The sequence below is a fragment of the Streptomyces sp. BK79 genome, from assembly GCF_044142145.1.
GTDB lineage: Bacteria > Actinomycetota > Actinomycetes > Streptomycetales > Streptomycetaceae > Streptomyces.
Genome location: NZ_JBHVOC010000009.1, coordinates 1 through 13,931 on the forward strand (window position 1 = coordinate 1; position 13,931 = coordinate 13,931).

Genomic DNA, 13,931 nt, shown 5'->3' on the forward strand with positions numbered 1-13,931 from the left:
CCCCGGTGGGCCGGGTAACCCCCGGGGCGGGCTGCCCATGGCTTGCCCGCCGCGGGGTTCGTTGTATCCCTATTTCCCGCCAGGAACCCGGGCCTTAATCTTTTCGTCTTCCTGCCGGTGGACCGGAACGGGCCAGCCGACAGAAAGAACTATTCGGCCTATATCAGCACATCGAATAAAGATTGAGATACATGCCATCACGGGTGTTTTCGCGAATAAACTGGCGCCAACCACGGGCGAGACTCTGGGCCGTGGCGGGCGCGACGGTGCTCGGATTCCTCATCGTGCTGGAGATCGCCGCGCGTCGCTACGGCCTTCCTGGTCCGATCACCAACCAGGCAAAAGAGGTCATATTCCCCCCTGCGTCGGGCCCTTTGCTCTACGCCAGCATGGCCCTGATGTCGGTGGTGCTCACCTGGCGGCAGCGGTTCCTCGCGGCCGGCGCCGCGGTCGGCATCGACCTCGCCCTCACGCTGGTGCGGTGGGCGGCCGGCGTCACGGTGACCGAGGGCCACTCCTTCGGCAACGGCGCGCTGTGGGTGATGCTGGGCTGCGCGGTCGTCGCCGTCACGCGCCGCACCGGAGCGGACCGCGTCCTGCTGCTCAAGGGGGTCGGGCTGGGGCTGCTCCTGGTGGCCGGCCGCAAGACGGGCGACGCCTGGCTCCTGATCACCTCCAAGACCCGCCCCGCGGTGCTCGACGAGTACGTGGCGGTCGCCGACCACGCGCTGGGCAGCCCCGCGTGGGTGATGGGCCGGATCGTCGAGGCGACGGGCCCGGTCGGTGACCGCGTCCTCGACTGGGTCTACGTCCAGCTCGCGGTGGCCGCGGTCGTCGTGGCCCTGTACCAGCTGCGCCACGTGGCGGCCGAACGCCGCTTCCCCGGCCACCACCTCGTGCGCACGTTCCTGGTGATCGGCCTCCTCGGCCCCGCCGTCTACATGATCTACCCCGTGGTGGGACCGGTCTTCACCTACGGCACCGGCGCCTTCGGCACCGGCGGCGAGGAATGGGCCGTGGCGCAACTGTGGCCGCACACCACCCCGCCGATCGCCGCCCCGCACCCCGTGACGTACGACGGGATCACGCCCCGCAACTGCATGCCCAGCCTGCACACGGCATGGGCCACCGCGATCTTCCTGCACTCCCGCCGGGGCCCTCGCGTGCTGCGTTTCGCGGGAACGTTCTGGCTCGTCGCCACGCTCGCGGCGACCCTGGGATTCGGCTACCACTACGGGATCGACCTCGTCGCCGGCGTGGTGTTCGCGGTGACGATCGAGGCGGCGCTGCGCGCGGCGGACCGGGGCTGGGACCGGGCGGGCGTCCGGCTCGTCGCCCACGGGACGGTGGTGTTCGCCGCGGTGCTGCTGTCCTCCCGCTTCCTGTCCCTGGAGATGGCGCACCGCCCGTGGCTGTTCGGCCCGCTCCTCGTCCTGGCGATGCTCTCCGTGGTCCTCGGCTACGCGCGCACCACCGCCGGCTGGGAACCGAGGCTCGCCGTACCGGCCCCGCGCGCGGAACCGCAGCCCCAGCCCCAGCCGCAGCTCGAGGGCGCCTGAGACCACCGGCGCCGGCGCCCCCGCCGCCTCACGTGCCGCGGGCGGGGGTCAGCCCGCCCAGACCTCGGCCTCGTCGGCCGGGACGGTGGTGGCCAGGCCCAGTTCCTTGCGGGCGGCGACCGACTCGTTCGGGTCGATGCCGGTGAACGCCGGGTCGTAGGCGACGTAGAACGCGTCGGCGTCGGCGGCGTTCGCGGCCTTCTCCCAGTCGCCGGCCGCCTTCGTCAGCGTCGAACGGAGCTTGCCGACCTCGGCGCCCTCGATGCCGCCCAGGCCCTCGACGTGCGTCTGGAGAGCGGCCGCGACGGCCTTGGCCTGCGCCTTGTACCCGGGCAGGTCGGCCTCGACGGTGTCCTTCTCGGACTGGTTAGCCCACAGGGCCTCGTAGACCGCGTTCGAACCCTTGAGGTACGTGAGCTGCTCGGGCTTGAGGGACTTCGCGGTGTCCAGCGTGCCCTTGAGCGCGCCCTTCTCGGCGGTGTAGGTGCAGCTCACCGCGCGGTCACCCGTCGCCCAGCTCTCCTTGGTCGGGGTGTAGTAGAAGAGTTCGGCGCCCTTGGGGAGCGCCCAGGTGTCCGGGGCGTACTTCTGCGCCTCGACCGGGCAGCGGGTGTCCGCGATCGCCGAGACCCCGTCGTCGCCGGGGTACGCCTCGCCCTCGTCGATCGAGAACTCGCCGACGACCTGGCCCTCGTGCGCCTCGTCGCAGGGCACGATCTCGACGGTGTACGCCGTCCCCTCGGCCTTGCCGGACGGGTTGTAGCAGTCACCGGTGTCCAGCGAGAACACCGAGCGCTGGCGAGCCACCTTCTTCGCGCCGTCCTTGGCGCTGTCGACGGCGTCGGTGACGTCCGAACATCCCACCGCGCCGATCGCGAGCAGGGCGACGACGGCGGATATGCCGCGAAGGGAACGGTACGGGGCACGGACGTTCATGACGTGTACATCCTCTTAGGTGATCTTTATGAGAGTCATGCGGATCGTAAGCCATCCCGGCGACCCGCCCGCACGCAGACGGGCCCGCACCCATCGCGGCGTCTTACTGACGCGCGACGGACCACGAGGGTTGTATCCGCTGACGGCCGGCCTGGGGGTTTCGCATGGAGCGGGTGGCGTCGCGGGCGGTCAGTACAGGGCCTTGTAGCTCTGCCACCCGGTGGCGATCCCGGTGCGAGCACCGAAGGAGCCCTTGCCGTCGCCGTTGTTGCGCCACAGCTTGCCGGAGGTGTCGCGGGAGACGATGTCCGCCCTCCCGTCCCCGGTGATGTCGCCGGCGCCCGCCACGACGTTGTAGGAGGCACCCCAGTTGTCGGCCACCTTGACCCGCGCCCTGAAGCCGCCGGTCGCCGTGCCCACGTACCGCCACAGCTCGTTCGACGTGTCCTGCGCCAGCAGGTCCCCGTATCCGTCACCGTTGAGGTCGCCGACGCCGATGATCTTCTTGTAACCGGACCACTTGGAGAAGATCTTCACCCGTGCCGAGACCTTTCCGGTGCTTGTGGCCTTGTACAGGTAGATGTCACCGGTGGACGCCTGGCGGGCGATCAGGTCCGCCCGGCCGTCACCGGTGATGTCGCCCGGTGAGGTCAGCACGTCGTACTGGTTGTAGCCTGAGGTTCCCAGCGTGGTGTACGGCGTGGAGGTCGTCAGGGCTTTGCCGCACCCCGGGAGGTACGCCCGCAGTGCACCGCCGCTGACCCGCACGAGCACATCGTTGCAGCGGTCACCGTTCAGGTCCCCGAACGGCACCACCGTGACCGAGGCCGGCCAGCCCGGAGCCGAGGTCTTCGTCGAGAACTTTCCGGTGCCGTCGCCCCGGTGGAAGGTGAGCGCACCCTGGGAGTTGAGCGTGAGCAGGTCACCGAGTCCGTCGGAGCCGACATGGTCGCGTCGCACCGCGGCACCGCCGGTCAGGTTCAGCGTGCCGGACGCCGTCGCCGACGCGCCGTGCTTGTCGGCCGGGGTCACCGTCAACGTCCAGCCGTACGTGCCGTTCGGCACATGGGCGCCCGTCGACGTCCTGCCGTTCCAGGACGTACGGACCGCGTCGTGCGCGGCGCCACCGGTCAGTGTGCGCACGGTGGCCCCGGTCGCCTTGTTCCTGAGCGACAGAGTCCACGACGCGGCCGGCTTCGACAGCCACCACGTGCCGTCCCACGAGGGCGACGAGTCCACCAGGCTGACCGACGGTTCCGTCCTCGCTCCGAGGACCGCGATGTCCGTGGTGGGGACGCCACTGCGGAGGACGTGGATGTCCTGGGAGGCCGGGTCCACGTAGCCGACCAGGCCGGTGTACGGATCGACGTCCCACATGCCGGCCTGGGCCGCCAGCGTCCGGCTCACCGCGGAGCCGCTCGTGACGTCCGTGAGGGTCAGCGCCGCGGATGTGGGGCCGGCCGCGACCAGGAAGCCGTCGCCCAGGCGTGTCCCTCGGCCGGCGGGCACGGTGATGAGCGCCTTCTTGCGGGTGTCGTACACGAAGGCCTTCTGCACGCTGCCCTGGGCAAGGGCGCACGAGCCGGACCAGAACACCCAGCGTCCCACCGCCTGGAAGTCGCCCACCTGGCAGCCACTGCCGACCATCCGGAACGACGTGATCGTGCTGCCCGAACGCACCTCCGTGGCCGTGACGGTGCCGTCCTGGGCCGCCGCCCACAGCGTCTCGCCCCACAGGGCGGAGGGGCCCACGTCGGCCGCGCCCGTACGGGTGAGCACGACCTTCCGTGTGTCCAGGTCCGTCACCACCAGGCCCTCTCCCGCGGGCGTGGGCCCGCGCCAGGCCGCGTACCGGCCCGCAACGGCCACGAGGGCATGGCTGTCCTGGAGACCGGTGGTCACCACGGTGCCGGGAAGGGGCTGTCCCCGGTCCAGGACGGACACCTCCCCGAGCGTGTCCGCCATGACCGCCCGGCCGTCACCCGTTCCCATCAGACTGGGGCAGTTCCCGTACTGCCCGGCCATGTACCCGCACCGCCGGGTCGCCCCCCGGTCCGTGCGCGTGCCCGCCGTCAGAGCCTCCGCCGTGGTCAGCGAGCGGCTGTACAGGTGCGTCGCCCCGTCGCCCGACTCGTAGGTCATCAGCTCACCGCCGCTCAGATCGAGCGACTCGATCCCGGAGGGCACGGCCGGAAGGTCCACGATCCGGTGGACCCGGGGCAGACCGTCGGTGCCCGCCTGGATCTTGGCGATGCCGTAGTCCAGAGAGGACTCTCCGCCGGAGAGGACCAGGCCGCCGTCGGGGGTCATGACGGCGGCGGGATCCGCCCTCTTGAACAGGGGCAGTGCGGCGGAGCCGTCGAAGGGCAGCGCTGACACACTCCAGACGGAGGAGTCGCCGCGCCGCGCGACGACGAGCGCGTCACCGACGACGCCGAGGATCTTGTTGGCCGAGATGCGGGGGAACGCGACCTCGTGGGTGGGCGCGTCGTAGGCACCGTGGGCGTACACCCGCACCCGGGTCGTGCCGTACCAGCTGACCAGGTAGTCGGATCCCACCACGGTGTCCGTGCTCGCCACCAGCGATGGCAAGGGCGTGGCGGCACCGGTCTCCGCGTTCACCCATGCGGACTGGAGGACCCGGTCCGGGCCGTGGTAGTTGACGAGAATGCCGGAGGCGGAACCCGTGGGCCAGTAGGGGAAGACCACCCCGGCCGGGAGTCCGGTGACAGGCTTCTGCACCGTGCCGCCGTTCTCCTCGCGCAGCAGGAACAGCCGAGTCCGTTCCCCGCCTGTCGACATGCTGGTCAGGACAGTACGTCCGTACGTCTGCAGATAGCTCTGGTCCGCCGGGATGGCCACGGTCTCCGTCGAACCGGTTCCCATGTCCCGGAGCAGGACTTGCCCGCCACTGCTCTGGGAGGGGCGAAGGGCGACGACGTCCGAACCGGTGCCGTACGCACCCGCGGTGCGCGGTGCGAGTCGCTCGCCGCCTTCCACCGGCTTTCGGCTGCCGTCGTAACCGGTCCACCAGAGGCCGTAACCCTCGGGGGTGGATCGGTACTCAAGAAAGCCGGAAGCCCCCGCGCTCTGCAGATATGCCGTGCGCGGAGTCGTGCGCATGGTGGCCGGAACGATGATCTCCGTTGCGGTCTCCGCATGCGCGGGCCCCACCAGCGGCACGGCGGACACAGAGAGTGCCAACCCGATCAGCGTGACCAAAGAACCACGCATGAAGGCATGACGAGTCACTTGCTTCCCCTCCCCGACGGAGGGCCCCACCCCCCGCAACCCCCCGAACAAGTGGGCGGATCCTAGCATCGGCGCAAGCCGGATGATCGTGCCGAGCCGCTCGGCCGGCTCGTGTACGGACGGCCCGGAGCCCAGGCGCACAGGCATGGTCGTCGACCGGCGCCCGGCCGAAGAGCAGGCGCAGATCCTCGACGCCTCGCGCACGGTCGGCAGCGGAACGCGCGCTGCAGAAGAACTCCAGCTCGGTGATGGGGCAGGTGGCGATCAGCCCGGCTGCCGCCGCCCGGTCCCATCCCGGGACAGCGGCCGACGCTCAGCGGAAGGCGTTCCGTCCCGGCCCGGACACCCGGTCGAAGAGGTCGTACAGCGGCGCCGGTGACACCAGACGGTCACCGCGCAGGCGCCGGCGCCAGAACACGCCGGGCGGTCGGGTGCGGGTCAGCGGCGGGAGGGAGAGAACGTGCGGCTGACCGAGACACGCCGTGTCCCCGTGCGGCTGCCACCGCTCGCTGGTGCCGGGCGGCACGAGCCAGAACAGCCAGCCCTGGTCGGGGTCCTCGATGACCGGCCCGCAGGCGGGTTCGCGGGCACCCCGGTCGTCGCACTCGATCTCGTCCATCATCGAGAGCACCCGGCTGCCCATCTCGCCGCCCACCGTGATCACCACGTCGAACAGCTGACCACCGAGCGGTACGAGGGCCCAGCCGCCGCTCTGAGGACCCTGCAGGTCACGCACACGATCCACGAGGGTGCGTGATCCCGGGACCGGGACCGGAACCGGGATCGGGATCGGGACCAGGGCAGACCGGGGCGCGGGGCGATCGTCGGTCGTCGGGAGGTTCACCCGCGGGACACGGGGGCGGCCCCCGGCCGGGGCGAAGGTGTGGCGCCGTAGCTCGGTCGTCGTCGGCATCGTCATGTCGGCACTTCCCCATCGGCTGGAAGGTTGTGCGGAAGGTCTGGCGGCAGGTGGAGCGATCGGGCGTCGGACTGGTGGGTCGGTAGGCGGCACTGCCTGCTAGGAGCGTGACAAGTCCGGTCGGACGGCTCCATCCCCGGACCGCCCCCGGACTGCCCCGGACCGTCCCGGAGCGCGCTTGGCCGGGGACCACACGGACCCGTGACCCTCGATCTGACCTCTGATACACCTCGGACAGACCTCGGAACCACTAAGAGGCGCCCGAGCGGGGCAAGTTGAGAAGCAGAACGCTCTAATCTCGGCACGGCGGTGACGCGGGCGACGCGTCCGGTGGACGGTTCGTGGGGAGGTACCGTGCTGTTCTTCCGGCTGGAACTTCAGAGGCGTGGCATCCGGAGCGCCGAAGAATTTCTCCCGCACTACAGGAAGGCGGCGGAGCGGCTCGGCCTGAAGCACGTGGATCCGGCTCCGAAGACCTTCGAGGGATGGTTCTACGACGGGCGCAGGCCGCAGCGGGTCTTCCGTCCCGCCATCGTCGAGATGCTCGGCAGCACCATCGACGCACTGTGGACCGAGGTGCCGGCAACCAGCGCCTCACCCTCCCTCCCCGTGGCCGGCCCGCAGTCGCCGGTCGCCTCGCCTGCCCGACCCGGCATGGATATGAGCGAGATGAGAAGGAGCGGTGCCATGGCCGTCCGACGTGCACGGAAGTACGTTCTCCAGACGGACCGCGAGAGGCTCGGTGACAGCACGCTCCCGGTGCTCCACGATCATGTGGCCCGACTGATCACCGACTATCCGCGCGTCCCGCTGTCGGCGATCTGGGACGACCTGCTGGACGCCCAGGACCAGGTGATCTTCAACCTGGAGACCGGCAGGCACCGGCCCTCGCAGCTCGGCGATCTCAACTTCCTGGCCGGGATCCTGGGGTTCCTCGTGGCCAAGGGCTTCAACGACATGGAGGACCGGGAGCAGGCCAGGACCATGAGCCTGCTCGCCACCTCCTTCGCCAGGGACGCCGAGCACCCAGGGCTCCTGGCGCTGGTCCACGGGCTGCAGTCCCTGATCGAGTACTGGGCGGACCGCCCCGGGGACGCCCTGTTCTACGCCGAGAAGGGCGCGGCGCTCTCCGCGGACCTGCGTGGCACGGTCGGACTGTGGCTGCTGGGCCTCCAGTCGCGGGCCGCCGCGATCCTGGGCGACGAGGAGACCGTACGGAACGCCAACCGGGCGGCGTTCGACCGGCGCGAGAGCTTCGTCCCGGACGACTTGGACGAACTCGGCGGCCTGCTCACCTACTCGTTGGAGAAGCAGATGTACTACGCGGTGGAGTCCGAGGCCCACCTGGGCCACGGCGACGCCGTCCTGCTCGGCGAGGCGGAGGGGGCCGTACGGGGATTCAGCGACCCGGCCGACCCGAACTGGGCCTTCGGGGATCTGGCCGGAGCCCAGTGCAACCAGGCCCTCGTCCTCCTCCACAGCGGGGACGTGGACGGTGCCGCGCAGGTCATCCGCCCGGTGCTGGACCTGGAGCCGATGTACCGCAACAACGGCATCATCGTGTCCGCGCAGCGGGTCAGGCAGGCGCTGACGACATCCGGTGCGCGCACCGCGGTCGTGGCCCGCGACCTGGGAGAGGAGATCGCCGTGTTCCCGCCCCGGCGGTCGTCGTTCCCTTCTCCGCCGCGGCGATAAGGTTCCCCGCATGTACCCGGTCCAGCGTTCCGGCCGGCGCCTCGGCCTGCGCGAACTCACCGTCGACGACGTCGACGCGGTGTTCGCCGTCTACGGTGACCCCGAGGCGACGGAACACCTGTCGTTCGAACCCCGCACCCGGGAACAGACCGGCCACATCGTCGCCCGTTCCGTCGCGGCGGCGACGGCGGAGCCCCGCACCGAGTACGCGCTCGCCGTGGTCGCCCCGCCCTCCGGCCGTCTGGTCGGCTTCGCCCGGCTGGCGATGGACCCCCACCAGCAGCGCGCGGCCACCATGGGCTTCGCCCTTCGCCCGGACACCTGGGGCGCCGGCTACGGTACCGAGACCGTACGCCTCCTGCTGGCACTGGCCTTCGAGGATCTGTCCCTCCACCGCGTCTGGGGCGCCCGCTCCCCCCTCAACGCCGCCTCGGCACGCACGATGGTCGCGGCAGGCATGACGGAGGAGGGCACGATCCGCGGCCACATCCAGAAGGCGGGCCACTGGCGGGACTCGGTGGTACACGCGATCCTGGCGGAGGAGTGGAACCCCCAGCCGGACTGACCGCCCCGGCCGAGAGAGCCAAGCCTCCCCCGGACAAAAAACAAACCCCAGGCCACTGGCCCGGGGTTTCACATGGAGCGGGTGACGAGAATCGAACTCGCGCTCTCAGCTTGGGAAGCGACGGCGCTTGGGCCAGGTCTATGGCTCTGGCCTGCGCAGACGCTGCCTACTTGGGTGGCCGTGAGGGTCGGCTCGTACCGTCGTTGACTGTAGTTTCCCGCTCTTGCGGGCACGCTATGGGCACGGCGTCGTGTATCTGCGGGATATTGCGTGAGTGCGACGGCCGAAGCGCCGGGCTCGGCTCGCCCTGTTGCCTGGACTAGAGACGGCGTCGCGAGTGCACACACCGGTTCTTCAGGTAGGCGGCACGCTACGACAGGCATGCCGAGCCAGTGTCATGTCCGCGGACCCGTGTTGAAGTCCGTGATCGACAGGGCAGATCAGCTCCTGCTGAAGGGAGGAATCGTGCAGGCAGACCAGGGACAGGGGCGCGGAGCGCTGCTCACCGTCCGGGTGGAGGCGGCTCTCACGGGGCCGGTCGAGCACCGGAGAAAGGCCCGCACCTTGTTCGAATTGAAGGGCTGGGAGGTACTGGTCGCTCACGAGGAGGTGTACCCGGAGGCTCGTACCCCGGGCGGAGTCCTTCCGGATCAGGCGGTCCGAAATTCGGTCTACGCGCTTGACATCCCTGTCGGGCAGGTTTCCGGTTGCCGCCCGGAGCGGTGGGCGGCCCAGGAGGTCAAGGACCTGGCGGACGATGCCGAGCTTGATCTGCGGCCTGTGAGCGCGCGGATGCGGCGGAGGCAGCGCCGCCATGAACCGCACTGGTTCGTCTGCGCCCCGCCAAGCACGCACGCCGATTGGTGCCTGCGGTGGCTGTTCAATCTGGAGCGGAGCACGGGGTTGCACGACACAGGGACGGTGCTGTTCGGCTCGTTGGAGGAGGCCGAGCGGCACGCTGGTGAGGGACGGGTGCGGCCCCCGTTTCCGCGTCGGGTGCGAGCACACGATGGAATGCACCGGACCAGGGTGAGGGAAAGCCACCGGTGGGTGGTGAGAGCGACGGCACTGAGTTGGGCTGCAGGTGTGCTCGGCATCCCGGCTTCTTCTGGGCCTTGGTGGCTGGCTCTGCCTGCGCTGGTGGCGTGGGTGCTGCTGAGTTGGTGGTGCGCGACCATCATGCTTCCGTTCGTCCGCCGACGTCGTGTCGTCCGCCAGCGCCGCACCAGCCCGCTCACGTCGGATGGCCGTCGCACTGCAGCCGGGGACGGGTGCGATGCCCTGCGGGACGGGGACGCGGTGGTGGTCTACCAGCGCCAGCGCAGTCACGCATGGCTGGCGGCGCTGGCGACCAGCGGAGCGCTCTTCGCTGTCACGGCTTGGGTGACCTGGATCGCTGATCCCAGTGCCGCTTTCTGCCTGCACCTCCTCCTGGCAGGCGGGGTGTTCGTCACGGGCGGCATCCGACGCCTGGCCCGCGAAGGTAGCCGCAGGCCGTTTCTGGTGGCGGTGCTCGTCGCTCTGCTACCGGTGGTCGTTCCGGTACTTGGCGGGCTCAGCCCTGTGCTCTTCACCTTCTACGGTGCCGCGTTCCACGTCCGCGCGGAGGAGATGGACGTTGCGGAGGTGTGGCAGTTTCTCGCCTCGGTATACGTGTTGGGGATCTCGGTAACGCTGACGCTCTTCTTCCTGGCCTGCTGGGGCTACTTGCGGCTGCCCCTGTTCCGCCAACGTACGCTGCGCCTGTGCCTGCCGATCGTCGCCCTGACCGGGGCCATGGCGCTCACGTTGGCATGGGCGGTGACCGTACTGGACGGCGCCGGTGCGGCCGGTGATGATGCGATACGTCAGTGGCGATCGGGCCGAGTACCGGATCACTACTACGGCGCCAATCCCCGACCCGTCTGCGTCACTCCGATCGGCTCCCTGGAAGAACTTCCCTTGTACGGGCACCGATTGGACCCCAGGCAGGTGTACGGCACGTTCGGTGTGGTCGGTGGTGAGGTGACATTGTGGGACCCCGAATCAGGCGACGCCTTTCCCATACCCTCCGATGCTGTACAGGCGCTCTCTGCAGGGGAGGGTGAACCCGGCGCCGCGATTCCCCGTAGTTGTCGTTCCTGAGTGGATGACGATCTCGGTGAACCCGGACTCCGTATCCGGGCTTCGTGTGTTCGACGTGCCCGTCGCGCTCACTTGCCGGCTTCGGGGCCGTACCATTGGAGCGCCTGACCGGTGACAGCTGCCACGCGTTCGAAATCCCGGTCGCGGTGCAGAAGGGTGAGTCCTTGCAATTCGGCTGTGGCGGCCACGACGAGGTCAACAGGCCCGGCGCTGCGGTGCTGCCCGCGTTGAGTGAGGATCTCCTGGACCTGCCAGGCGCGGTCGTAGGCCCGGTCATCGATCGGAACCCAGCCGAAGAGCAGACGCATGTTCTCGATGCCGTGGGCCCTGTCGGCGGCGGAGCGTGCGCTGTAGAAGAACTCCAGCTCGGTGATGGAGCAGGTGGCGATGAGCCCGGCTGCTGCCGCCCGGTCCCATCCGTACTGCTCGGCGTCGCCCCGCAGCAAGCGGACGAGCGCGCTGGTGTCGATGAGGAATTGCGCGGCGTTCACCGGCGGTAGTTCCCCTTGTCCTCAAGAAGGTCCAGATCAAAAGCGCCGTCCTCCGCTGCCGCCCGCAGACGAGTGAGCGCAAGAGCGCGCCGTCGGTTCTGGAGCACCTCACGCAGTGCGGTGTTGACCGTCTCCTTCTTGGTGCTGGTCCCGAGCGCCTTGGCTACATCTGCGACCAGCTGATCGTCAAGATCGATCACGGTTCGACTCATGAGTACCTCCAAAGATATCTTCGATGCTATCGATTATATCTCCTGTGTGTCGTGAGGGTGTGCCGCTGTGCTGATGCGCCTCGGGGGCCCATGGCGACCACGGATACAACTTGAGCTGCCCTGGGTCGGTAATCAGTCCACGGCGCGGTGTGGCGTCTCGCCGGCTGCTGCCGGTTGCGCACTGTAGCGTCCCCGGACATTGCTGGCATGCATCCTTGGAACCTGCTGCACGCCCCTGCTGGTCTTCCGCTGTTCACCATCCAGGGCGCGATCGGGTCCCCCGCAAGGCAGGAGCCCGCCATTCCGCTCCCTCGGGAGCACATGGCCTTCGACGAATGGCTGGGTGCGCCTGTATCGCGTCTGTGCGCCCTGTTATCGGCGATGCGGAAGCATTCACTATTTCCCGGGGCCGTGAGGCAAAAGGCGTCACTGCCGGCGGAATCGCTAATGCGGGAGGGGCGCTTTGGATATTGATCGCTGGAGCAGCATATTCGATCGCGGCAGGATCATTTCCTACCGGCGGGATCAGACCATGCTCCTGAAGGGCAGCTTGAAGGGGAACGTCCTGCGGGTCGTCGAGGGATGGGCTCTGGTCACCGATCCGCACCCGGACGGTGAGCACACCTTCCTGGAAATCCGTGGCCGGGGTCAGCTTCTGGGGGAGACCTCGGCCTTGTCGGGACAGCCGCGGAACGCAGAAGTGACAGCGGTCTGTCGCACTGTCGTCCAGGCCATCGGCTACGAACGGTTCCTCACAGAACTGGGGCGCAGTGACGCGCTGGTCGGGATGCTGCTGCACGCGCAGCAACTGCACATGAGGGCCAATGTGCGGGCCGGGTTGCGGCGTTTCGGCGTGGCGAGCGGGCTCAGCCGACTCCTGCTCGACCTGGCCCACACCGCCGGCACGTCCCATGTGGCCGGGATTCCCCAGAAGGTGCTGGCTCTCGTCCTCGGTGTCACGCCCCGGACGCTGTCCGGTGCCGTCACCGAGCTGGAGCGCCGAGGTGCGCTCTGCGTGCGCTGGCCCGTGATCCACATCACGGACGAGGTCGTACTGGAACAACTGGCGCGCAGCAACGCGTGAGGGCCATCGTCACTCGGCAGTACCGGCAGAGTGACGCACATCACAGCGTCGAGTGGAAATTCTTCCGCTTCGCATTGCTGTCGATTGTCGATCGTTGAATTCGCCCGCAGTACCCGGAATGTCTCCTGGGAGGTTTGCCATGTCTGAAAATTCCTGGTCATCCGGGAAAGAAATCTGTCCGCTGCCGCCCTACTTCGGTCTTCTCGCAGTGGACGCGAAGGATTCGACCCGACTGCCGTCGGTGCGCCACGCCACACTCAGCAGGTCCATCACTGACCTCATCCACCGAGGGCTGGAACGCGCGGGCCTGGGAGAGATGATCAGGCAGTTCGAGAGCAATACCGGAGACGGGCTTGCCTTCGGTTTCGATCCGTCGTGGCTGCCGCGAGTCATCAGCCCGTTCGCGGATGTGCTCGACTCCATTCTCCAGCGGCACAATGCTGGGCCCGGTCCGCGTATCAGGCTGCGGATGAGCATCCACGTCGGGCCGGTTCCCGTCTCACCGGGGCTGCCCGGTGACGGCAACGCGGCTCCGCGCAGTGAGACGCACCGTCTCCTGGACTGCTCGGCCGCGCGCCGAGGACTCGCCGAGTCGGGTGAGGACGGGACGTCCCTCGTCGTCATAGTCTCCGACGCTGTCCACAGCGCGGTGGTCGTCGGAGGTTATTGCGCTGTGCCGTCCTCCCGCTTCATCGAGGTCCGTGCCGAGGTCCCCGGGAAGGATTTCGCACAGACGGCCTGGATGTACGTGCCATCGCCCTCCGGTGGTCTGCTCCGTCGGCCCACCGCGCAGACAGCATCCGCGAACGAGCCGAAGGTAGGGACTGACAAGGCTGCCCCTACGGGCCCCCGACCGATCCATGCGCGGGTCCAGAACGTCGAGTCCGGCGTCGCCGTCATGGACAGCACCCTGCGTGACGTCCATCAGCGCGGGGTGCCCCGGCCGGGCCGGGACCGCCGCTCGTGAGCACTGCGTCGGACCAGCCCGGAACCGACCACGACTGGAACGCGCCCCCGTGGCTTGCCGGCCAGTACGTGGGCTCGGGGACCGCTGTCCTAGGGGCGCAGGCCCACTGCATCACGATCTACAACTC

At 69.0% G+C, this 13,931-nt stretch carries 11 protein-coding genes and 1 pseudogene; 6 read left to right on the forward strand and 6 right to left on the reverse strand.

The window, feature by feature from the left end:
- The first annotated feature begins 191 nt into the window (after positions 1 to 191).
- Complete coding sequence (locus tag ACFIF2_RS12945) at positions 192 to 1,559, forward strand: phosphatase PAP2 family protein (RefSeq protein WP_395572748.1); 1,368 nt, start codon at positions 192 to 194, stop codon at positions 1,557 to 1,559.
- A 48-nt stretch (positions 1,560 to 1,607) separates the two neighbouring features.
- On the opposite strand, the gene ACFIF2_RS12950 is transcribed toward ACFIF2_RS12945, so the two are convergent.
- The 4 genes and pseudogenes from ACFIF2_RS12950 to ACFIF2_RS12965 form a co-directional block, all read right to left on the reverse strand.
- Entirely contained in the window at positions 1,608 to 2,495 is an 888-nt protein-coding gene (locus tag ACFIF2_RS12950; protein ID WP_395572749.1) for a septum formation family protein, read from the reverse strand.
- A gap of 189 nt (positions 2,496 to 2,684) precedes the next feature.
- On the reverse strand, positions 2,685 to 5,699 hold the full coding sequence (locus ACFIF2_RS12955) for an FG-GAP-like repeat-containing protein (RefSeq protein WP_395572750.1): 3,015 nt from the start codon (positions 5,697 to 5,699) through the stop codon (positions 2,685 to 2,687).
- Between the two features lie 190 nt (positions 5,700 to 5,889).
- A pseudogene (locus ACFIF2_RS12960) lies at positions 5,890 to 6,042 on the reverse strand (VapC toxin family PIN domain ribonuclease); the annotation flags it as partial.
- Positions 6,043 to 6,060: 18 nt separating this feature from the next.
- Complete coding sequence (locus ACFIF2_RS12965; RefSeq protein ID WP_395572751.1) at positions 6,061 to 6,483, reverse strand: hypothetical protein; 423 nt, start codon at positions 6,481 to 6,483, stop codon at positions 6,061 to 6,063.
- Positions 6,484 to 7,020: 537 nt separating this feature from the next.
- Between ACFIF2_RS12965 and ACFIF2_RS12970 the strand changes: the two genes are divergently transcribed.
- The 3 genes from ACFIF2_RS12970 to ACFIF2_RS12980 all read left to right on the forward strand — a co-directional run bounded on the left by ACFIF2_RS12970 (position 7,021) and on the right by ACFIF2_RS12980 (position 11,050).
- Positions 7,021 to 8,361: a hypothetical protein gene (locus ACFIF2_RS12970; protein WP_395572752.1), complete on the forward strand. Its 1,341-nt coding sequence runs from the start codon at positions 7,021 to 7,023 to the stop codon at positions 8,359 to 8,361.
- Between the two features lie 10 nt (positions 8,362 to 8,371).
- Positions 8,372 to 8,926, forward strand: coding sequence for a GNAT family N-acetyltransferase (locus tag ACFIF2_RS12975; RefSeq protein ID WP_395572753.1), 555 nt, complete (start codon positions 8,372 to 8,374; stop codon positions 8,924 to 8,926).
- A gap of 465 nt (positions 8,927 to 9,391) precedes the next feature.
- On the forward strand, positions 9,392 to 11,050 hold the full coding sequence (locus ACFIF2_RS12980) for a hypothetical protein (RefSeq protein WP_395572754.1): 1,659 nt from the start codon (positions 9,392 to 9,394) through the stop codon (positions 11,048 to 11,050).
- A 68-nt stretch (positions 11,051 to 11,118) separates the two neighbouring features.
- Here the strand turns inward: ACFIF2_RS12980 and ACFIF2_RS12985 are convergent, their stop codons facing one another.
- The gene (locus ACFIF2_RS12985; protein ID WP_395572755.1) at positions 11,119 to 11,541 is read right to left on the reverse strand and encodes a PIN domain nuclease; all 423 of its coding nucleotides are present in this window, start codon (positions 11,539 to 11,541) and stop codon (positions 11,119 to 11,121) included.
- Positions 11,538 to 11,753, reverse strand: a complete 216-nt coding sequence (locus ACFIF2_RS12990) for a type II toxin-antitoxin system VapB family antitoxin (RefSeq protein WP_127892590.1) — start codon at positions 11,751 to 11,753, stop codon at positions 11,538 to 11,540. The genes ACFIF2_RS12985 and ACFIF2_RS12990 overlap by 4 nt, the downstream gene beginning before the upstream one ends.
- Positions 11,754 to 12,216: 463 nt before the next feature.
- Between ACFIF2_RS12990 and ACFIF2_RS12995 the strand changes: the two genes are divergently transcribed.
- A complete protein-coding gene (locus ACFIF2_RS12995; protein ID WP_395572756.1) occupies positions 12,217 to 12,837 on the forward strand; it encodes a Crp/Fnr family transcriptional regulator in 621 nt (206 codons plus the stop codon).
- 139 nt (positions 12,838 to 12,976) lie between these two features.
- On the forward strand, positions 12,977 to 13,804 hold the full coding sequence (locus tag ACFIF2_RS13000; protein WP_395572757.1) for a hypothetical protein: 828 nt from the start codon (positions 12,977 to 12,979) through the stop codon (positions 13,802 to 13,804).
- Positions 13,805 to 13,931: the final 127 nt, after the last annotated feature.

Excerpts from the sequence above, each read along its gene's own strand:
- ACFIF2_RS12945 (WP_395572748.1), top strand. The coding sequence starts at position 192 with ATGCCATCACGGGTGTTTTCGCGAATAAACTGGCGCCAACCACGGGCG.
- ACFIF2_RS12950 (WP_395572749.1), bottom strand. The coding sequence starts at position 2,495 with ATGAACGTCCGTGCCCCGTACCGTTCCCTTCGCGGCATATCCGCCGTC.
- ACFIF2_RS13000 (WP_395572757.1), top strand. The coding sequence starts at position 12,977 with ATGTCTGAAAATTCCTGGTCATCCGGGAAAGAAATCTGTCCGCTGCCG.
- ACFIF2_RS12975 (WP_395572753.1), top strand. The coding sequence starts at position 8,372 with ATGTACCCGGTCCAGCGTTCCGGCCGGCGCCTCGGCCTGCGCGAACTC.
- ACFIF2_RS12990 (WP_127892590.1), bottom strand. The coding sequence starts at position 11,753 with ATGAGTCGAACCGTGATCGATCTTGACGATCAGCTGGTCGCAGATGTA.